The organism is Pseudomonas sp. PA1(2017) (assembly GCF_001945375.1).
In the GTDB taxonomy this organism is placed as follows: domain Bacteria; phylum Pseudomonadota; class Gammaproteobacteria; order Pseudomonadales; family Pseudomonadaceae; genus Aquipseudomonas.
This window is the reverse complement of record NZ_MSXU01000001.1, coordinates 811,212-831,646: the sequence shown is the minus strand read 5'-3', so window position 1 is coordinate 831,646 and position 20,435 is coordinate 811,212. Positions and strand designations below refer to the sequence as shown.

The 20,435-nt window shown below is 61.2% G+C and carries 19 protein-coding genes; all 19 read right to left on the bottom strand.

What is annotated here, in order from left to right; all coding sequences use genetic code 11:
* Positions 1 to 49 precede the first annotated feature (49 nt).
* A complete protein-coding gene (locus BVH01_RS03820) occupies positions 50 to 697 on the bottom strand; it encodes a YitT family protein (RefSeq protein ID WP_075929020.1) in 648 nt (215 codons plus the stop codon).
* A complete protein-coding gene (gene glmS / locus BVH01_RS03815; protein ID WP_075929019.1) occupies positions 697 to 2,535 on the bottom strand; it encodes a glutamine--fructose-6-phosphate transaminase (isomerizing) in 1,839 nt (612 codons plus the stop codon). Before glmS ends, BVH01_RS03820 begins: the two co-directional genes overlap by 1 nt.
* Positions 2,536 to 2,545: 10 nt before the next feature.
* The gene (locus BVH01_RS03810) at positions 2,546 to 3,319 is read right to left on the bottom strand and encodes a DeoR/GlpR family DNA-binding transcription regulator (protein ID WP_075929018.1); all 774 of its coding nucleotides are present in this window, start codon (positions 3,317 to 3,319) and stop codon (positions 2,546 to 2,548) included.
* A gap of 135 nt (positions 3,320 to 3,454) precedes the next feature.
* Positions 3,455 to 4,819: a bifunctional UDP-N-acetylglucosamine diphosphorylase/glucosamine-1-phosphate N-acetyltransferase GlmU gene (glmU, locus tag BVH01_RS03805; RefSeq protein ID WP_075929017.1), complete on the bottom strand. Its 1,365-nt coding sequence runs from the start codon at positions 4,817 to 4,819 to the stop codon at positions 3,455 to 3,457.
* Positions 4,820 to 5,017: 198 nt separating this feature from the next.
* Positions 5,018 to 5,446, bottom strand: coding sequence for a F0F1 ATP synthase subunit epsilon (locus BVH01_RS03800; protein WP_070884871.1), 429 nt, complete (start codon positions 5,444 to 5,446; stop codon positions 5,018 to 5,020).
* Positions 5,447 to 5,488: 42 nt separating this feature from the next.
* Positions 5,489 to 6,865, bottom strand: a complete 1,377-nt coding sequence (atpD, locus tag BVH01_RS03795) for a F0F1 ATP synthase subunit beta (protein WP_013793552.1) — start codon at positions 6,863 to 6,865, stop codon at positions 5,489 to 5,491.
* A 27-nt stretch (positions 6,866 to 6,892) separates the two neighbouring features.
* A complete protein-coding gene (gene atpG / locus BVH01_RS03790) occupies positions 6,893 to 7,753 on the bottom strand; it encodes a F0F1 ATP synthase subunit gamma (RefSeq protein ID WP_027904139.1) in 861 nt (286 codons plus the stop codon).
* A 50-nt stretch (positions 7,754 to 7,803) separates the two neighbouring features.
* Entirely contained in the window at positions 7,804 to 9,348 is a 1,545-nt protein-coding gene (gene atpA / locus BVH01_RS03785; protein WP_013793554.1) for a F0F1 ATP synthase subunit alpha, read from the bottom strand.
* 21 nt (positions 9,349 to 9,369) lie between these two features.
* A complete protein-coding gene (locus BVH01_RS03780; RefSeq protein ID WP_013793555.1) occupies positions 9,370 to 9,906 on the bottom strand; it encodes a F0F1 ATP synthase subunit delta in 537 nt (178 codons plus the stop codon).
* 14 nt (positions 9,907 to 9,920) lie between these two features.
* Positions 9,921 to 10,391: a F0F1 ATP synthase subunit B gene (locus BVH01_RS03775; protein ID WP_013793556.1), complete on the bottom strand. Its 471-nt coding sequence runs from the start codon at positions 10,389 to 10,391 to the stop codon at positions 9,921 to 9,923.
* A 58-nt stretch (positions 10,392 to 10,449) separates the two neighbouring features.
* Positions 10,450 to 10,707: a F0F1 ATP synthase subunit C gene (gene atpE, locus BVH01_RS03770; protein ID WP_003097235.1), complete on the bottom strand. Its 258-nt coding sequence runs from the start codon at positions 10,705 to 10,707 to the stop codon at positions 10,450 to 10,452.
* A 152-nt stretch (positions 10,708 to 10,859) separates the two neighbouring features.
* Positions 10,860 to 11,729 carry a F0F1 ATP synthase subunit A gene (gene atpB, locus BVH01_RS03765; protein WP_070884867.1) on the bottom strand — a complete coding sequence of 290 codons (870 nt, stop codon included), beginning with the start codon at positions 11,727 to 11,729 and terminating at the stop codon, positions 10,860 to 10,862.
* Between the two features lie 31 nt (positions 11,730 to 11,760).
* Positions 11,761 to 12,153, bottom strand: a complete 393-nt coding sequence (locus BVH01_RS03760; RefSeq protein WP_075929016.1) for a F0F1 ATP synthase subunit I — start codon at positions 12,151 to 12,153, stop codon at positions 11,761 to 11,763.
* A 157-nt stretch (positions 12,154 to 12,310) separates the two neighbouring features.
* Positions 12,311 to 13,183 carry a ParB/RepB/Spo0J family partition protein gene (locus BVH01_RS03755; RefSeq protein WP_075929015.1) on the bottom strand — a complete coding sequence of 291 codons (873 nt, stop codon included), beginning with the start codon at positions 13,181 to 13,183 and terminating at the stop codon, positions 12,311 to 12,313.
* Positions 13,184 to 13,194: 11 nt separating this feature from the next.
* Complete coding sequence (locus BVH01_RS03750; protein WP_075929014.1) at positions 13,195 to 13,983, bottom strand: ParA family protein; 789 nt, start codon at positions 13,981 to 13,983, stop codon at positions 13,195 to 13,197.
* 13 nt (positions 13,984 to 13,996) lie between these two features.
* Positions 13,997 to 14,644 (bottom strand): 16S rRNA (guanine(527)-N(7))-methyltransferase RsmG, encoded by a 648-nt coding sequence (rsmG, locus tag BVH01_RS03745; RefSeq protein ID WP_168172910.1) that lies wholly within the window; start codon positions 14,642 to 14,644, stop codon positions 13,997 to 13,999.
* Positions 14,641 to 16,533 carry a tRNA uridine-5-carboxymethylaminomethyl(34) synthesis enzyme MnmG gene (gene mnmG, locus BVH01_RS03740; protein WP_075929012.1) on the bottom strand — a complete coding sequence of 631 codons (1,893 nt, stop codon included), beginning with the start codon at positions 16,531 to 16,533 and terminating at the stop codon, positions 14,641 to 14,643. The genes rsmG and mnmG overlap by 4 nt, the downstream gene beginning before the upstream one ends.
* A 717-nt stretch (positions 16,534 to 17,250) precedes the next feature.
* Complete coding sequence (mnmE, locus tag BVH01_RS03735) at positions 17,251 to 18,618, bottom strand: tRNA uridine-5-carboxymethylaminomethyl(34) synthesis GTPase MnmE (RefSeq protein WP_075929011.1); 1,368 nt, start codon at positions 18,616 to 18,618, stop codon at positions 17,251 to 17,253.
* A gap of 75 nt (positions 18,619 to 18,693) precedes the next feature.
* On the bottom strand, positions 18,694 to 20,433 hold the full coding sequence (gene yidC, locus BVH01_RS03730) for a membrane protein insertase YidC (RefSeq protein WP_075929010.1): 1,740 nt from the start codon (positions 20,431 to 20,433) through the stop codon (positions 18,694 to 18,696).
* Between the last annotated feature and the right edge of the window lie 2 nt (positions 20,434 to 20,435).

Below are 20,435 nucleotides of genomic sequence, written 5' to 3'. Positions count from 1 at the left end.
GTCAAAGCCGGCCGGTCTACCTATTCAGCCGGTGGCCGCATAAGTTCAATCAGCTATCCAGCCTGACCAGCACCCAAGGCAGCATCAGTTGGGTCAGCGGCCCAATGCCAAAGGCGAACAGCAGGGTGCCGATGCCCAGCACCTTGTAGCCGGCGAGCAAGGTGCCGACCAGCAGCACGGCCAGTTCGATGGCGGTGCGCATGGAGCGCAACGAATAACCGGTTACCCGATGCAAGCCGGTCATCAGGCCGTCACGCGGGCCACGCCCCAGCTGGGCGCCGATATACAGTGCCGAGCCGAAACCGCAGAGCAGCACGCCTCCCAGGGTCAGCAGCAGGCGCCAGACGAAGCCTTCCGGCGCCACCAGCATCTGCAGGGTGAAGTCCGCCACCACGCCGATCACCACTGCGTTGGCGATGGTGCCGAGGCCGGGAATCTCCCGCAGCGGAATCCACAGCAGCAGCACCAGGAAGGACACGCCCACCACGATCCAGCCAAAGCTCAACGGCAGCAACTTGGCCAGCCCGACATGCAGAGCATCCCAGGGCGACAGCCCCAGGTTGCCGCGGATCATCATCGCCATGGAAATGCCGAAGAAGGCCAGGCCGACGAACAGCTGCAGCAGACGCTGTGGCAGGTGGCCGGCACGCAGTTGGGCGAGTGGCCCGAGCTGGGCCAGCGCAGCCTTGTCGCCCATCACTCCACCGTGACCGACTTGGCCAGGTTGCGTGGCTGATCGACGTCGGTGCCGCGCAGCACGGCAACGTGGTACGACAGCAGCTGCAGCGGCAGGGTGTAGAGAATCGGTGCCAGGGCGTCGTGGATGTGCGGCATGTTCACCACGTGGGTGCCTTCGCCATTGCTCATGGCGGCGCTGGCATCGGCGAACACGATCAGTTCACCACCACGGGCGCGAACCACCTGCAGGTTGGACTTCAGCTTGTCGAGCAGCTCGTTGTTGGGCGCCACGGTAACCACCGGCATATCGGCATCGACCAGGGCCAGCGGGCCGTGCTTGAGCTCACCCGCCGGATAGGCCTCGGCGTGGATGTAGGAGATTTCCTTGAGTTTGAGCGCCCCTTCCATGGCCACCGGGTACTGGGCGCCGCGGCCGAGGAACAGGGTGTGGTGCTTCTCGGCGAACAGCTCGGAAACCTTCTCGACGATCTTGTCCATCGCCAGGGCTTCATCCAGCCGCGCCGGCAGGCGACGCAACTCGTCCACCAGCTCGGCGGCGATGCCCTTTTCAAGCGTGCCTTTGACTTGGCCGATGGCCAGGGTCAGCAACATCAGGCCGACCAGCTGGGTGGTGAAGGCCTTGGTCGAAGCCACGCCAATTTCGGGGCCGGCGTGAGTCAATAGGGTCAGGTCGGACTCACGCACCAGCGAGCTGATGCCGACGTTGCAGATCGCCAAGCTGGCCAGGTAGCCGCCATCGGCCTTGGCATTACGTAGCGCGGCCAGGGTGTCGGCCGTTTCGCCGGACTGCGAGATGCTGACGAACAGGGTGTCCGGCTGCACCGCGACACGGCGGTAGCGAAACTCGCTGGCCACCTCGACCTGGCAGGGAATGCCCGCCAGCCCTTCGAGCCAGTAGCGGGCGACCATGCCGGCGTGATAACTGGTGCCGCAGGCAACGATCTGCACGTTGCGCACCTTGGCGAACAGCTCGGCGGCCTGGGGGCCAAAGGCCTGCACCAGCACATGGTCGCTACCGAGGCGGCCTTCCAGGGTGCGCTGCACGACCTTGGGCTGCTCGTGGATTTCCTTGAGCATGAAGTGGCGGAACACGCCCTTGTCGGCCGCATCGGCACCTTCGTGGTACTGCACGGCTTCTCGTTGCACTACGTCACCGTTGGTATCCCAGATCTGCACGCTGTCGCGCTGGATTTCGGCGATATCGCCCTCTTCCAGGTACATGAAACGGTCGGTGACCTGGCGCAGGGCGAGCTGGTCAGAGGCGAGGAAGTTCTCGCCCAGGCCCAGGCCGATCACCAGCGGGCTGCCGCTGCGCGCGGCGAGCAGACGATCCGGGTTGGCCGCACTGATCACCGCCAGGCCGTAGGCGCCGCGCAGCTGCTTGACCACCGCCTTGAGGGCGTCGGCCAGGTCGCTGTGGCTTTTCAGGGTGTGAGCGAGCAGGTGCACGATGACTTCGGTGTCGGTATCCGAACTGAAAGTATAACCCAGGCCCTGCAGTTGCTCACGCAACGGGCCATGGTTCTCGATGATGCCGTTGTGCACCACCGCCAGTTGGTCGCCGGAAAAGTGTGGGTGGGCATTGTTTTCGGTCGGCACGCCGTGGGTGGCCCAACGGGTGTGGGCGATACCCAGGCGGCCCGGCAGTGGTTCGCTATCCAGCGCCGCTTCCAGTTCGCTGACCTTGCCGACGCGACGACGGCGCTGCAGGCTGCCCATGTCATCGAGCAGCGCCACACCGGCGCTGTCATAGCCGCGGTATTCGAGGCGCTTGAGGCCCTCGACCAGCACGGCGGTGATGTTGCGTTCGGCAATGGCGCCTACGATGCCACACATAGTGTTCTCCTCAGGATGCGTCAGTGGCCGCGCAGATCAGCTGGATCCCGCGGGCCAAGAGTTGTTCGCGCGCCTCGCTGTCGAGACGCTCGTCAGTAATCAGGGTGTGTACGCTGCCCCAGGGCAGCTCGAGATTGGGAATGCGCCGGCCGATCTTGTCGCTCTCGACCATGACGATCACCTCACGGGCCACCTCGGCCATGACGCGCGAAAGGCCCAGCAGCTCGTTGAAGGTGGTGGTACCACGCTGCAGGTCGATACCATCGGCTCCGATAAACAGCTGGTCGAAATCATAGGAGCGCAGCACCTGCTCGGCGACCTGGCCCTGGAAGGATTCCGAATGCGGATCCCAGGTGCCGCCGGTCATCAGCAAAACCGGCTCGTGCTCGATATCGCGCAGCGCGTTGGCCACGTTCAGGGAATTGGTCATCACCACCAGCCCGGGCTTGTGGCCCAGCTCGGGGATCATCGCCGCGGTGGTGGTGCCGCTGTCGATGATGATCCGCGCATGCTCACGGATGCGCGCCACACCAGCCCGGGCGATCGCCTGCTTGTAGCGGGACACCGGCTGACTGCTCTCGACCATCATTTCCTGGGGCAGCGGCACCGCGCCGCCATAACGGCGCAACAGCAGACCGTTGGCTTCCAGCGCGGCAAGATCCTTGCGAATGGTTACTTCGGAGGTGGCGAAACGCTTGGCCAAGGCGTCGACGCTCACCTCGCCCAGCTCGGTGAGCAGGGCAAGAATGGTGTGGCGACGTTGCGGCGTGTTGCGTTTTGACATGCTTAAGTTTCGATTCGAAAGATAATTTCTCGAATCAAAACCTAACGAAGCTTTACTGTCAAGCAGCACAGGGTTCGTGGATAACACCTGAAGCGATCGTATTGCACCGGTCGCCATGTTATCCACAGGGTGCGTTCAAGGCTTTTTCTTGATCGGACGCTGCCAACCATCGATATTACGCTGGCGCCCGCGAGCGACGGCCAGGTTGTTGGCCGGCACGTCAGAGGTGATGACCGAACCAGCGGCGGTAGTGACGCCATCACCCAGTGTTACGGGCGCAACCAGCGCGCTGTTGGAACCGACGAAGACGTCCTCTCCCATCACGGTACGATGCTTGTTGGCGCCGTCGTAGTTGCAGGTGATGGTGCCGGCACCGATGTTGGTGCGCGCGCCGACCTCGGCGTCGCCCAGATAGCTCAGGTGACCGGCCTTGGCGCCCTCCCCCAGCACGGCGTTCTTCAGCTCCACGAAGTTACCCACATGGGCCTTGGCGCCCAGTACGCTGCCTGGCCGCAAACGGGCGAATGGACCGCAATCCGCGCCCTCACCCACTTCGGCGCCTTCCAGATGGCTGTTGGCCTTGACGATGGCGCCTTTGCGCAAGGTGCTGTCCTTGATCACGCAGTTCGGGCCAACCTGCACATCGTCCTCGATGATCACACGGCCTTCGAGGATCACGTTGATGTCGATGGTCACGTCGCGGCCCACGCTCACCTCACCGCGCACGTCGAAACGGTGAGGGTCGCGCAGGGTTACGCCCTGGGCCATCAGCCGGCGGGCCATGCGCTGCTGATAATGACATTCGAGCTGGGCGAGCTGGATACGGTCGTTGGCGCCGAGCACTTCCATTTCGTCGGCAGCGGTAGCGGTGGCCACCACCAGGCCGTCAGCGACTGCCATGGCGATCACGTCGGTCAGGTAGTACTCGCCCTGGGCGTTGCTGTTCGACAGCCGCCCCAGCCAATCGCCCAAGCGCTTGCCGGGCACGGCGAGAATGCCGGTGTTACCTTCACGGATCTGCCGCTGTGCCTCGCTGGCATCCTTGTGTTCGACGATAGCCTGCACGGCGCCCTGCTCGTCACGCACGATGCGGCCGTAGCCGGTCGGGTCGGCCAGCTCGACGGTGAGCAGGCCCAGCTGGTTGTCGTTGACCAGCTCCAGCAGGCGTTGCAGGGTCGCCGGCTCGATCAGCGGCACGTCGCCGTAAAGGATCAAGACCGTGTCGGCAGTCAGTGCCGGTTGCGCCTGGGCCACTGCGTGACCGGTACCCAACTGCTCGGCCTGGATGACGAAACTCAGGTCGTCGGCCGCCAGGCGCTCGCGTACCTTCTCGGCGCCATGGCCGATCACCACCTGGATGCTCTGCGGCTGCAAGCTGCGGGCGGTGTCGATGACGTGGCCAAGCATGGGCTTGTGAGCGACCGGATGCAGCACCTTGGGTAGCGCCGAACGCATGCGGGTGCCCTGGCCAGCGGCGAGAATGACGATATCGAGGGACATGGCAGATCCAGATAAACGAGAGCGGAAAGAAAGAGGGTTCACAGCAATCCGTTGCGCGAGTGTCGATCAGAAAAGGGGTTATCGCGGCTGAAGCCGCTCCCACATGATCGGGTTATCCACAACCGTGGTTAAATCGCAGGCAAGAAAAAGGGTAGCCAAGGCTACCCCTTTTCCAAGCAACGATGAAGAGCGTCGGTATCAGCTACCGCCGAACTTCTTGCGCATTTGCTGGACGGTGCGCAGCTGGGCTGCGGCTTCGGCCAGACGAGCAGCGGCGGAACCGTAGTCGAACTCGGCTCCCTGCTCGCTCAGCGCTTTCTCGGCAGCTTTGACGGCTTCCTGAGCGGAGGCTTCATCCAGATCGGCAGCACGTTGCACGGTGTCGGCGAGTACCTTGACCATGCTTGGCTGCACTTCCAGGAAGCCACCGGAGATGTAGAACACCTCGGTATCGCCACCCTGCTTGACCAGACGAATCGGGCCCGGCTTGAGGTCGGTGATCAACGGTGCGTGGCCTGGGGAGATCCCCAGATCACCCAGGTTACCGTGGGCGATCACCATTTCGACCAGACCGGAGAAGATCTCGCCTTCTGCGCTGACGATGTCGCAATGGACTGTCATAGCCATATCTAGCCTCACGTAAGCGCCCGTTGCCGGGCGCACGGGTGATTACAGTTTCTTCGCTTTCTCGATGGCTTCTTCGATGCCACCGACCATGTAGAACGCCTGCTCCGGCAGGTGATCGTACTCACCTTTGAGGATGCCGCTGAAACCAGCGATGGTGTCCTTCAGGGAAACGTACTTGCCTGGCGAGCCGGTGAACACTTCAGCAACGAAGAACGGCTGGGACAGGAAACGCTGGATCTTACGAGCACGGGATACCAGCTGCTTGTCTTCTTCCGACAGTTCGTCCATGCCGAGGATCGCGATGATGTCCTTCAGCTCTTTGTAGCGCTGCAGCACGTACTGAACGCCGCGAGCGGTGTCGTAGTGCTCCTGGCCGATCACGTTCGGGTCCAGCTGGCGCGAAGTCGAGTCCAGTGGGTCGACCGCCGGGTAGATACCCAGGGAGGCGATGTCACGGGACAGTACGACGGTGGCATCCAAGTGGGCGAAGGTGGTCGCCGGGCTCGGGTCGGTCAGGTCGTCCGCAGGTACGTATACGGCCTGGATCGAGGTGATCGAACCGGTCTTGGTGGAGGTGATGCGTTCTTGCAGAACACCCATCTCTTCAGCCAGGGTCGGCTGGTAACCTACTGCCGACGGCATACGGCCGAGCAGTGCGGATACTTCGGTACCGGCCAGGGTGTAGCGGTAGATGTTGTCCACGAAGAACAGAACGTCACGGCCTTCGTCACGGAACTTCTCGGCCATGGTCAGGCCGGTCAGGGCGACGCGCAGACGGTTGCCTGGTGGCTCGTTCATCTGACCGTAGACCAGGGCTACCTTGTCGAGAACGTTGGAGTCCTTCATCTCGTGGTAGAAGTCGTTACCCTCACGGGTACGCTCACCCACACCGGCGAACACGGAATAACCGCTGTGCTCGATGGCGATGTTACGGATCAGCTCCATCATGTTTACGGTCTTGCCGACACCGGCACCACCGAACAGACCGACTTTACCGCCCTTGGCGAACGGGCAGACCAGGTCGATGACCTTGATGCCGGTTTCCAGCAGCTCGTTGGAGCCGGATTGCTCGGCGTAGGTCGGTGCGGCACGGTGAATGCCCCAGCGCTCTTCTTCGCCGATCGGGCCGGCTTCGTCGATCGGGTTGCCCAGCACGTCCATGATACGGCCCAGGGTCTTGACCCCGACCGGTACCTGGATGCCAGCGCCGGTGCTGTCGACGTTCAGACCACGCTTGAGGCCTTCGGTCGAACCCATCGCAATGGTACGCACCACGCCGTCGCCCAGCTGCTGCTGAACTTCCAGAGTGGTTTCGGCGCCGACTACTTTCAGCGCTTCATAAACACTCGGCACCTTGTCACGCGGGAATTCCACGTCGATGACGGCGCCGATGATTTGAACGATACGTCCGCTACTCATCTTTGGTTCCTCTGAATATTTGAACCGTTAAACCGCGGCAGCGCCGCCGACGATTTCCGAAATTTCCTGGGTGATCGCTGCCTGACGTGCCTTGTTGTAGATCAACTGCAGGTCTTTGATGAGGTCGCCAGCGTTATCGGTGGCGTTCTTCATCGCGATCATCCGTGCAGCCTGTTCGGCTGCATTGTTCTCGACCACTGCCTGGTACACCTGCGACTCCACGTAGCGCACCATCAGCCCGTCAAGCAGCTGCTTGGCGTCGGGTTCGTACAGGTAGTCCCAGTGGTGTTTCAGTTCCTGATCCGGATCGGCCACCAGTGGAATCAACTGCTCCACGGTCGGCTTCTGGGTCATGGTATTGATGAACTTGTTGGAAACCACGGACAAACGGTCGATGCGCCCTTCCAGGTAAGCATCGAGCATCACCTTGACGCTGCCGATCAGATCGTTGATCGACGGCTCTTCGCCGAGGTGGCTGATTGCAGCGACCACGTTGCCACCAAAGTTGCGGAAGAATGCCGCACCCTTGCTGCCAACTACGCAGAGATCGATCTCCACGCCGCGCTCGCGGTTTGCCGACATGTCCTTGACCAGGGCCTTGAACAGGTTGGTATTCAAGCCACCGCACAGACCACGGTCCGAACTCACCACCACGTAACCGACGCGCTTTACTTCGCGTTCGATCATGAAGGGATGACGGTATTCCGGGTTGGCGTTGGCCAGATGACCAATTACCTGGCGGATACGCTCCGCGTAGGGACGGCTAGCTGCCATGCGCTGTTGTGCCTTGCGCATCTTGCTGACCGCCACCTTTTCCATGGCGCTGGTGATCTTCTGCGTGCTTTTGATGCTCGCAATCTTGCTGCGAATCTCTTTTGCGCCTGCCATTTCACACCTATCGGGTTAGCAGGCGGGCGTCTCGCGACGCCCGCTGCGGCTTACCAGGTTTGGGTGGCTTTGAACTTCTCGATACCGGCTTTGAGCTGGCCATCGATGTCGTCGTTGAAGTCACCCTTCTCGTTGATCTTCGCCATCAGGTCGGCGTGATCACGGTTGAAGAAGGCGATCAGAGCCTGCTCGAAGCTGATGATCTTGGCGACTTCGATGTCGGTCAGGAAACCACGCTCGGCGGCATACAGCGACAGCGCCATGTCCGCGATGGACATCGGAGCGTATTGCTTCTGCTTCATCAGCTCGGTAACGCGCTGACCATGCTCGAGCTGCTTGCGGGTGGCTTCGTCCAGGTCGGACGCGAACTGGGCGAATGCCGCCAGTTCACGGTACTGAGCCAGAGCGGTACGGATGCCACCGGAGAGCTTCTTGATGATCTTGGTCTGCGCAGCACCACCCACACGGGATACCGAGATACCGGCGTTGACGGCCGGACGGATACCCGAGTTGAACATGGCCGATTCCAGGAAGATCTGACCGTCGGTGATGGAAATCACGTTGGTCGGAACGAACGCGGAAACGTCGCCAGCCTGGGTTTCGATGATCGGCAGAGCGGTCAGGGAACCGGTCTTGCCAGTCACGGCGCCGTTGGTGAACTTCTCGACGTACTCTTCGGAAACGCGCGAAGCACGCTCCAGCAGACGGCTGTGGAGATAGAACACGTCGCCCGGATAGGCTTCACGGCCTGGCGGACGGCGCAGCAGCAGGGAGATCTGACGGTAGGCAACGGCCTGCTTGGACAGGTCATCGTAAACGATCAGTGCATCTTCACCGCGGTCGCGGAAGTATTCGCCCATGGTGCAGCCGGCGTACGGTGCCAGGAACTGCAGCGCAGCGGATTCGGAAGCCGAAGCAGCGACGACGATGGTGTTGGCCAGAGCGCCGGACTCTTCCAGTTTGCGAACCACGTTGGCGATGGTCGATTGCTTCTGACCAACGGCTACGTAGACGCAGAAGATGCCGCTGTTCTTCTGGTTGATGATGGCGTCGACGGCCAGGGCAGTCTTACCGATCTGACGGTCACCAATGATCAGCTCGCGCTGGCCACGGCCTACCGGGATCATGGCATCGACCGACTTGTAGCCAGTCTGTACCGGCTGGTCGACCGACTTACGCCAGATCACACCTGGTGCCACTTTCTCGACAGCGTCGGTAGCGGCGGTGTTGATCGGGCCTTTGCCATCGATGGGGTTGCCCAGTGCGTCGACGACGCGGCCCAGCAGTTCCGGACCAACCGGAACTTCCAGGATGCGACCGGTGCACTTGGCGCTCATGCCTTCGGCCAGGGTGGTGTACGCACCCAGGACAACGGCACCGACGGAGTCCTGCTCCAGGTTCAGTGCCATACCGTAGACGCTGCCCGGGAACTCGATCATTTCGCCGTACATGACGTCGGCGAGACCGTGAATGCGCACGATACCGTCGGATACGCTGACGATGGTGCCTTCGTTACGGGCTTGGGAAGAGACGTCGAGTTTCTCGATACGTCCCTTGATGATTTCACTAATTTCGGAAGGATTGAGTTGCTGCATAGCTCTGCTGCCCCTTCAAACTCAAGATTTCAATGCTTCGGCCAGCTTCGCGATCTTGCCGCGAACTGAGCCATCGATAACCAGGTCGCCGGCGCGGATCACGACACCACCAATCAAGGCGGCGTCCTCCGCAGCGTGCAGGCGCACTTCCCGGCCGAGCCGTGCACTGAGAACCTTGGCGAGTTTGTCTTGCTGTTCATCGCTCAATGCGAAGGCACTGGTAACGTCCACGTCGATCGACTTCTCCTGCTCGGCCTTGTACAGCTCGAACAGTGCGAAGATTTCCGGCAACAGGGCCAGACGATCGTTCTCTGCGACAACGTGGATGAAATTGCGTACCTGGGCGTCGAACTTGTCACCACACACCTCGACGAAGGTGGTGGCCTTGTCTGTACTCGTCAAACGCGGGGCCTTGAACACGCTCTGCAGGGTGGCGTCTTGCGACACCGCCGCTGCCAGGCCGAGCATGGCTGACCAAGAGGCCAGCTGCTGGTGGGCCTGGGCGTATTCGAAAGCCGCCTTGGCATAAGGTCGGGCCAACGTGGTCAGTTCTGCCATGATCGCGCCCTCGCTTAAATTTCGGCGGCCAGTTTGGAAACCAGCTCCGCATGCGCGTTTTGGTCGATGGATGCGCCCAGGATCTTCTCGGCACCGCCGACGGCCAGGGCACCCACTTGGGCACGCAGGGCGTCTTTGACGCTGTTGATTTCCTGTTCGATCTCGGCCTGAGCCTGAGCCTTCACGCGATCCGCCTCGACGCGAGCCTGATCACGGGCTTCATCGACGATCTGGTTCGCGCGTTTCTTGGCTTGCTCAATGATTTCAGCAGCCTGTGTCTTGGCTTCGCGCAGTTGCTGACCCGCTTTCTCTTGGGCCAACTCCAGGTCACGAGCCGCACGACTGGCAGCGTCCAGACCTTCAGCAATCTTCTTCTGACGCTCTTGCAAAGCCGCAATGACCGGAGGCCATACGAACTTCATGCAGAACAGCACGAAGATGAAGAAGGCAACGGACTGGCCAATCAGGGTTGCATTAATGTTCACGCCAACACCTCGCTCGTTCGTTGTCCATCACACCAATCAACTCGATAAATTCGAGTGATTAGCCAGCGATTTGACCAACGAAGGGGTTCGCGAAGGTGAAGAACAGTGCGATACCAACACCGATCATGGTCACGGCGTCCAGCAGGCCGGCGACGATGAACATTTTGACTTGCAGCATCGGAACCATTTCCGGCTGACGCGCAGCGCCTTCCAGGAACTTGCCGCCCAGCAGGCCGAAGCCGATAGCGGTACCCAGAGCGCCCAGGCCAATCAGCAGAGCAACAGCGATCGCGGTCAGACCAACTACAGTTTCCATCTTTCCTCCCGACTTTTTACGTCGTATTGGTTAAGGTTTTTCTAAGGGTAAAGCGGTAAAGCAAAACCGTTACTTCCAGTGCCCTTGCGGGCGTTCCAGCCGAGGCCGGATCCATCGACAACGCCGCGCGTCGGTGACGCGCGACACGTCCATCAATGGCTGTCTTCGTGCGCCATCGACAGGTAGACGATGGTCAGCATCATGAAGATGAAGGCCTGCAGCGTGATGATGATCAGGTGGAAGACTGCCCAAGCCCACTGCAGGACGCCTGCCAGTGCTGCCAACAGAATGCCGCCGCCGAACATGACCGCGATGAGGATGAAGATCAGCTCGCCTGCGTACAGGTTGCCGAACAGTCGCAGGGCCAGGGAAACCGGCTTGGCGATCAGGGTCACGAACTCCAGCAGGAAGTTGACCGGAATCAGCAGGATCTTGACGAAGATGTTCTTGGCGCTGAACGGGTGCAGGGTCAGCTCGCCCAGGAAGCCGCCGATGCCCTTGACCTTGATGCTGTAGAAGATGATCAGTGCGAATACCGACAGGGCCATGCCCAGGGTAGCGTTCGGGTCGGTAGTCGGTACGGCGCGGAAGAACAGGTGGTCATCACCGGCGATCTTGGCGGCAGCCATCGGAATCCAGTCAACCGGCACCAGGTCCATCAGGTTCATCAGGAAGATCCAGACGAAGATGGTCAGGGCCAGCGGGGCGATCAGAGCGTTACGGCCGTGGAAGGTGTCCTTCACGCTGCCGTCGACGAACTCCACCAGCACTTCGACGAAGTTCTGCAGGCCGCCAGGCTGACCAGAGGTTGCGCGCTTGGCAGCTGCCTTGAACAGGAAGATGAAGATCAGGCCCAGCACCACGGAGATACCCAGGGTATCGAGGTGGAATGCCCAGAAACCCATTTCTTTGGCTTCCTGGGCCGTGTGGGCGAACCCCCAGCCATTGACCGGGTGCTGACCGAAAGTCAGGTTCTGCAAGTGATGCTGGATATAACCCGAAGCGGTTTCTGCAGCTGCCATAAATCCCTCAAACGCTCTAAGGCTTTAAAAATCATCTCTTCATCAGCAAGGGTGCGAACCAGTTGACCAATTGGGTCAGCAGGAATACGCCGAACAAAGCCGCCGCATCCAAAGGCTTCACACCTGCAAACACCAGTGCGAAAAGCACCGCTGTCAAAACCAGTTTCCCTGCTTCGCCGGCGTAGAACGACCGGACGATGGCCTGGGCTGCCCGCGCTCCGGAAAACCGGAATGCCTTGTGGGCAAAGTACAGATTCGGCAGCCAGGCGATCAGCCCGCCGCACAAGCCGGAATATCCAGCAGTCGTGCCCTTCCAGTACCAACAGGCAGCGGCAAGAACCAACAGCACCAGCAATTGCACCACGAGAATCGGAAACACCGGCAAGCGATGGAGCGGCAGGCGTTTTGGCGTGCGGATATCCATCAATTTTCCCGGGAAACACTCTCAGATATCGTTACCAAGCTATTCAATAACTTGGCACATTTTGTGCCGCCGAAATGCGCGCAGAGTATAGGGGCGGTTCCCACCCCGTTCAACTGCTCGAAAGTCTTTTCGCCGTAGTGCTCGAGGAGCAATTGTTTCAGCGAATGTGGGCTAGGACGCCCTGAAGTTCGTCGAGAGAATTGTAGCGAATCACCAGTTGGCCTTTGCCTTTCTGGCCATGCTTGATCTGCACCGGAGAGCCCAGCCGCTCAGCCAGGCGCTGTTCGAGCCGGCTGATATCCGGATCGACCTTGGTGGTGGCAGTTGGCCGCTCCTGGGTGTTAAGCCACTGGCGCACCAAGGCCTCGGTCTGACGCACAGTGAGGCCCCGTGCGACAACGTGTCGCGCACCTTCGGTCTGCTGCTCGACCGGCAGGCCCAGCAGTGCGCGGGCGTGGCCCATTTCCAGGTCGCCATGGGAGAGCAGGGTTTTCACTTCCTCGGGCAGGGCGATCAGGCGCAACAGGTTGGTGATGGTCACCCGCGACTTGCCGACGGCTTCGGCGACCTGTTGCTGAGTCAGCTGGAACTCCTGCTGCAGACGCTGCAGGGCCATGGCTTCTTCGATGGGATTGAGGTCTTCGCGCTGGATGTTCTCGATCAGCGCCATGGCGATGGCGGCTTCGTCCGGCAGCTCGCGTACCAGTGCCGGGATGCGATCCAGCCCGGCCTGCTGGGTAGCACGCCAGCGGCGTTCACCAGCAACGATCTCGAAACGCCCGTCGCCCACAGGACGCACCACGATCGGCTGCATCACGCCGTGGGTCTTGATCGACTGGCTCAGTTCTTCGAGCGCGGTGACGTCCATATCGCGACGCGGCTGGTACTTGCCGCGCTGAATCAGGTCCAGAGGCAGGTGCTGCAGCTCACGGGTATCGGCCTTGACCGCTTCCTGCTCGAGCGTATCGACGCTGGTGCCTCCCAGCAGGGCGTCCAGGCCTCGACCGAGCCCACGTTTCTTGGCAGCCATGCATAGTTTCCTTATACGGTTGCGGTGTGGGCGTTCGCGCGCTGGCGGCGAACCAGTTCGCCAGCCAGCGCCAGGTAGGCGATCGCGCCACGGGATTGCTTGTCATAGACCAGCGCCGGCATACCGAAGCTGGGGGCTTCGGCGAGTCGCACGTTGCGCGGGATCACGGTTTGATAGAGCGTGTCGGGGAAATGTTCCTTGAGCTGGGCAGACACGTCGCTGGTCAGGCTGATGCGCGGATCGTACATGGTGCGCAGCAGGCCTTCGATCTTCAGTGACGGGTTGAGCAGCTTGCCGATGCGCTGGATGCTGTTGACCAGATCGCTCAGGCCCTCCAGTGCGTAGTACTCGCACTGCATGGGGATGATTACGCCATCGGAGGCGACCAGTGCGTTGACCGTCAGCATCGACAGCGCCGGTGGGCAGTCGATGAGGATGTAATCGTAGTTCTCGCGGATCGGCGCCAGTGCATAACGCAGGCGGCTCTCCTTCATCTTCATTTCCAGCAGCGACACTTCCGCGGCGGTCAGGTCGCGGTTGGCAGGCAGCAACTGATAACCACCGTGCTCGGAGAACTGCATGGCTTCGACCAGGTTGCAGTCACCGACCAGCACGTCGTAGATGGAGTGTTCCAGCGTCTGCTTGTCGACGCCGCTGCCGGTGGTGGCGTTGCCCTGCGGATCGAGATCGATGAGCAGTACACGGCGTTTGGTCGCAACCAGAGAAGCCGCCAGGTTGATGCAGGTCGTGGTCTTGCCCACGCCGCCTTTCTGGTTGGCGATTGCGAATACTTTAGCCATGTTGCCGTTCCCCCTAAACCGAGCGACGCAGTATCAACAGATGGCGCTGGCCTTGGCAACCGGGAACCTTGAGCACATGGGTGGCGGTGAGACGGAAGTCCGCTGGCAGTGCCTGAAGCTCGTCGTCCGGGTGCACGCCTTTCATCGCCAGCCACTGGGTGTTGCCATCGCCCAGGTGGCGCGTCCAGTTGGAGAAATCTTCCAGGGAGCTGAACGCCCGCGAGCAGATGCCGTTGAATGACTGCTCGGGCGTGAACGCTTCCACGCGACTGTGGATAACTTCCAGGTTGGCCAGCTTGAGCTCAAGCTTCACCTGGGTAAGGAAGCGAGTCTTCTTGCCATTGGAATCGAGCAGCGTGAAGCGCCGTTCCGGAAACAGGATGGCCAGAGGAATGCCCGGCATGCCGCCGCCGCTGCCGACGTCCAGCCAGTTATCCCCAACCTCGGCCACGAAAGGCACCACGCTGAGGCTGTCGAGCAGATGGCGCGACACCATCTCGTCTGGATCACGTACAGCGGTCAGGTTGTAGGCCTTGTTCCACTTGATCAGCAGCGCCAGGTAAGCCAGCAGCTGCGTCTGCTGCTGCTCGGTCAAGTCGACGCCCAATTCACGGGCGCCTTGTAGCAGTTCTTCGGCGTGGTGAGCGGTAACGGACATCAGGCGCTCTGCTCCAGCTGGCGACCAGCGCCGCGTTTTTTCAGGTGGATCAGCAGCAGCGAGATGGCCGCCGGGGTGACCCCCGGAATCCGCGATGCCTGACCGAGGGTCTGCGGTCGCGCGTTGCCGAGCTTGTGCTGGATTTCCTTGGACAGCCCGGAAATGGTCGCGTAGTCGATATCCACAGGCAGCTCGGTTTCCTCACTGGCGCGCAGGCGGGCGATCTCGTCCTGCTGACGCTCGATGTAGCCGGCGTACTTGGTCTTGATCTCGACCTGCTCGGCGACCTGGGGATCCTCGGCGCCTTCGCCGGTCACCTGGACCAGGCCGGCATAATCGATTTCCGGCCGCGACAGCAGGTTGAGCAGGTTGTACTCGTGGGTCAGCGGCGTGCCGAAGCGCTCGACGATGGCCTCGCCCTGGGGCGTGTTCGGGCGCACCCAGGTACTTTTCAGGCGCTGTTCTTCCCGGGCGATCCCTTCGCGCTTGGCTTCGAAAGCAGCCCAGCGCTGGTCGTCGACCAGGCCCAGCTCGCGGCCTTTCTCGGTCAGGCGCAAGTCGGCGTTGTCTTCACGCAGGATCAACCGGTACTCGGCCCGTGAAGTGAACATGCGGTACGGCTCCTGGGTGCCAAGGGTAATCAGGTCATCGACCAGCACACCGATGTAGGCCTCGTCGCGACGCGGGCACCATGCCTCTTTGCCCTGGGCGCGCAGCGCGGCGTTGGCGCCGGCGAGCAATCCCTGTGCGCCGGCTTCTTCGTAACCGGTGGTGCCGTTGATCTGGCCGGCGAAGAACAGGCCACCGATGACCTTGGTCTCGAGGCTGTACTTGAGGTCGCGCGGGTCGAAGTAGTCGTACTCGATGGCGTAGCCCGGGCGCACGATATGGGCGTTCTCCATGCCGCGGATGCTCTGCACGATCTGCAGCTGCACATCGAACGGCAGGGACGTCGAAATGCCGTTGGGGTACAGCTCATGGGTGGTCAGGCCTTCCGGCTCGATGAACACCTGGTGGCTGTCCTTCTCGGCGAAGCGGTGGATCTTGTCCTCGATAGACGGGCAATAACGCGGGCCCACGCCTTCGATCACTCCGGAGTACATCGGCGAGCGGTCGAGGTTCGCAGCGATGATCTCGTGAGTGCGCGCATTGGTGTGGGTGATCCAGCAACTCACCTGGCGCGGGTGCTGCTCCTTGTTGCCCATGAACGACATCACCGGAATCGGTTTATCGCCTGGCTGTTCGGTCATCTGGGTGAAGTCCACCGAACGGCCATCGATACGTGGCGGCGTGCCGGTCTTCAGACGCCCGACGCGCAGCGGCAATTCACGCAGGCGCTTGGCCAGGGCGATCGAGGGTGGATCTCCTGCACGGCCGCCGGAGTAATTCTGCAGACCGATGTGGATAAGTCCGCCAAGGAAGGTGCCGGTGGTCAGTACCACGGAGTCGGCGAAGAAGCGCAGACCCATCTGGGTAACCACGCCTTTGACCTCGTCCTGCTCGACGATCAGATCGTCGGCAGCCTGCTGGAATATCCACAGGTTGGGCTGATTTTCCAGGATCTCGCGCACCGCTGCCTTGTAGAGGATGCGGTCAGCCTGGGCGCGAGTTGCACGTACTGCTGGGCCCTTGCGGCTGTTCAGCACACGAAACTGAATGCCCCCCAGATCGGTAGCGGTCGCCATGGCGCCGCCGAGGGCATCGATCTCCTTGACCAGGTGGCTCTTGCCGATTCCGCCAATGGCGGGGTTGCAGCTCATCTGCCCGAGGGTTTCCACGTTGTGGGTCAGCAGCAGGGTTCTAACGCCCATGCGCGCCGCTGCAAGCGCAGCCTCGGTACCGGCATGACCGCCGCCGATGACGATCACTTGAAAACGGGAAGGGAAATCCACCACGCACCTCGTGCCTGTTGAGAAAGGGAGCTTTCAAGAAAGGGCGGCAAGTATAGGGATTTAGCCCAGCTGAAAGAAGCCTTTTGCACAAAAAATAGCCAACTGGTCCTTGCTCTAGGGGTGAGCCTTTTTCTGTGGGTGGTCTCTCATCGGGACGTTGTGCAGAACTTGGAGGTAAATAAAGAAAAAAGAATGATTTTTTTAAAAGGCTTGTTTTTATGTTTATAAATGGTATCGCCAATATCTGTGGATAGATTGCTAGAGGCCTTTATTCCTCTGATGTACAGCGATGTATGAAAGCGGGATTATCCTGCGCGCCTCGTGTGTGATGGCGGTGATCACCCTGTGTGTAAAAGTTATAGTTATGCACAGCAGGGTTTATCCATTGCTTAGTCACCGGGTTATCGGCAAGGCTCAGGCACGCTTTTCCACAGGGCTTATTCTGCTGTGTATGGTTTTGGAAGCACCGTTGGAGAGACCGTTGCCCGCGTCAAATCCGTCCAAGTGCTCAGATGCACACGTTTCTGTGGATAAGAGGCCAGGCCGTACCAGTGGCGTGCAAGCGCTACCGTACGTCAGGCGTTCTTCGGGGCGTTGGAGGGAGAAAGGGGCGGCCTTGAATATCAGGCCGCTATTGGGAGTGCCATGACGAAAGATTTCCCGTTGGCAGCGGGCCAGGCACCGGCGAAACGGTTATCCACACCGAATGGTGAGGGGTTACTTGCCAATGCAGAAGCTGGAGAAGATCCGGCCCAGCAGGTCGTCGGAGCTGAAAGCGCCGGTGATCTCTCCCAGGGCCTGTTGAGCCTGGCGCAAGTCTTCGGCGAGCAGTTCGCCGGCGCCGGCCAGGGTCAGCTGGGCATGGCCGTGGTCGAGGTGGCGTTGCGCCTGATGGAGGGCGTCGAGGTGACGGCGGCGGGCGCTGAAGCCGCTCTCCGCGGTTTGCTGGAAGCCCATGCAGGACTTCAGGTGCTCGCGCAGCAGTTCCAGGCCTTCGCTGGACTTGGCGGAAAGCGCCAGGCTGGCTTGACCATCGGCGGCGTTGTGCAGCGCCACTTGTTCGCCGGACAGGTCCGCCTTGTTACGAATCAGCGTGACCCGGGCCATATCCGGCCGCTGCTCCAGAAACTCGGGCCATAGCGCGAATGGATCGGCCGCTTCCGGCGCTGTCGAGTCGACGACGAGCAGTACCCGGTCCGCTTCGCCAATGGCCTTGAGTGCCCGTTCCACACCGATGCGTTCGACCTGATCGTCGGTGTCACGCAATCCGGCGGTATCGACCACATGCAACGGCATACCGTCGATGTGGATATGTTCGCGCAGCACGTCACGGGTGGTACCGGCGATATCGGTAACGATGGCGGCCTCACGCCCGGCGAGGGCATTGAGCAGGCTGGACTTGCCGGCATTCGGTCGGCCGGCGATCACCACCGTCATGCCGTCACGCAGCAAGGCACCCTGCCCAGCTTCGCGCAACACTGTGGATAACTTTTCACGCACGCCTTCGAGCAGGCTGAGCACGTGGCCATCGGCGAGGAAGTCGATTTCTTCTTCCGGAAAATCGATCGCCGCTTCGACGTAGATGCGTAGGGCAATCAGCCGTTCGGTCAGCTCATGCACGCGGCGTGAGAATTCGCCCTGCAGCGAGCGCACGGCATTACGCGCCGCCTCGGCCGAACTGGCCTCGATCAGATCGGCGATCGCTTCGGCCTGGGCCAGGTCGAGTTTGTCGTTGAGGAATGCCCGCTCGCTGAATTCACCCGGGCGCGCCTGGCGGGCACCGAGCTCCAGGCAGCGCTGCAGGAGCATGTCCAATACCACAGGGCCACCGTGGCCCTGCAGCTCGAGCACGTCTTCGCCCGTGAACGAATGGGGCCCTGGGAAGAACAGCAGCAGGCCTTCGTCGATTACCTCGCCGGCATCGTCATGCCAGGCGCCGTGGTGGGCATGACGCGGCTTGGGCTCGATGCCGCTCAGGGTGATGGCGATCATCCGTGCGCGTGGGCCGGAGACTCTGACGATGCCGACCCCGCCACGACCCTGGGCGGTGGCGACGGCGGCGATGGTTTCACGGGGGGCTGACATAGCATTCTCCAAACGCTGGATAGCAGAACGCCCCACGAGGGGGCGTCTGTCATGTAGCGGGTGAAGCGCGAACGCTTAGGCCTCGGAAGGCTTGTTCGCGGCTTCGATCTTGCGAGTAATGTACCACTGCTGGGCGATGGACAGGACGTTGTTGACGACCCAGTACAGCACCAGACCAGCCGGGAACCACAGGAAGAAGAAGGTGAAGATGATCGGCATCATCTTCATCACGCGAGCCTGCATGGGATCCGGTGGCGTCGGGTTCAGCTGCTGCTGGATGAACATGGTGGCGCCCATGATGATCGGCAGGATGAAGAACGGATCCTTGATCGACAGGTCGGTGATCCACAGGATCCACGGCGCCTGACGCATCTCGACGGACTCCAGCAGCACCCAGTACAGGGCCAGGAAGACCGGCATCTGCACCAGGATCGGCAGGCAGCCGCCCAGCGGGTTGATCTTCTCTTTCTTGTACAGCTCCATCATCGCCTGGGACATCTTCTGGCGATCGTCGCCGAATTGTTCCTTCAGCGCCTGCAGGCGTGGCGAGACGGCACGCATGCGCGCCATGGAGCGGTAGCTGGCAGCCGATAGCGGGAAGAACGCGAGCTTGATGATCAGCGTCAGCACGATGATCGAGAAGCCCCAGTTACCCAGCAGGTTGTGGATATGTTCCAGCAACCAGAAGATCGGTTCGGCGAGGAACCACAGGATGCCGTAGTCGACGGTCTTGTCCAGGCCTGGCGACAGAGCGGCCAGATCCTTCTGGATCTTCGGACCGGCGTACAGCGTGGTGCTGGTCTGGCCTTCGGCACCGGCCGGCACGTTCAGCGCAGGGCCGGTGTAGCCGATGATGTAGTTGCCCTGGCTGTCCTTGCGGGTCTGTACCAGGTTGGTGTCGTCCTTGGCCGGAATCCAGGCGGTCACGAAGTAGTGCTGCAGCCAGGCGACCCAGCCGCCTTGCACGGTTTCCTTGAGGCTCTGCTTGTCGATGTCTTTCATCGACACCTTGGTGTACGGCTTCTCCGGGGTCCACAGGGCTGCGCCCAGGTAGGTGGCGGTGCCAGTGGCGGTGCTGGAGGACGGATCACCGCTGTTGTCGCGCTTGAGCTGGGCGAACAGGTTACCGGTCCAGGCGTTGGCGCTCTGGTTGTCGATCAGGTAGGTAACCTCGATCTGGTAGCCATTGCCGGTGATGCAACCGGTTTTCTTCTGCTCCACTTCCTTGGCCGAGCAGCTGGTATCCAGGCCACGGTTGAAAGTGAAGCGCTTGATGTAGTTGACGCCAGCTTCGCTGAAAGTCAGGTCGACAACCAGCTGGTTCTGACCGTCAGCCAGTTGGTACACGCGCTGCTCGGTGTTGTACAGCGGTCGGCCACCGGCACGGGCATCCGGGCCGTTGGCACCGGTCAGGCCGCTCTGGGCCAGGTACAGGTGCTCGTTGCCGTTGTCGAACAGTTGGAACGGAACGTCCGGGCGGTCCTGGCGACGCGGGTAGTGCGGCAGGCTCAGGCTAACCACGTCACCACCACGGGGATCGATGGCCAGATTCAGTACGTCGGTCTTGACCTGAATCAGCTCGTCGCTGACCGCAACGGTTTCCACCGGGCTTGGCTCGGTGCCACCGGCGTTGGCAGTCGGCACATCGTCATTGCTGGCCACCGAAGCGGTTTCCGGCAGACTCGGTGCGGGTTTGCTGGTCGAAGCGGCCTGATTCGGCAGAGCGGCCTGGCCGTAGTCCTGGTTCCATTGAAGAACCATCATGTAGGACACGACTGCCAGGGCGACGATCAGGATCGAACGTTTGATATCCATGA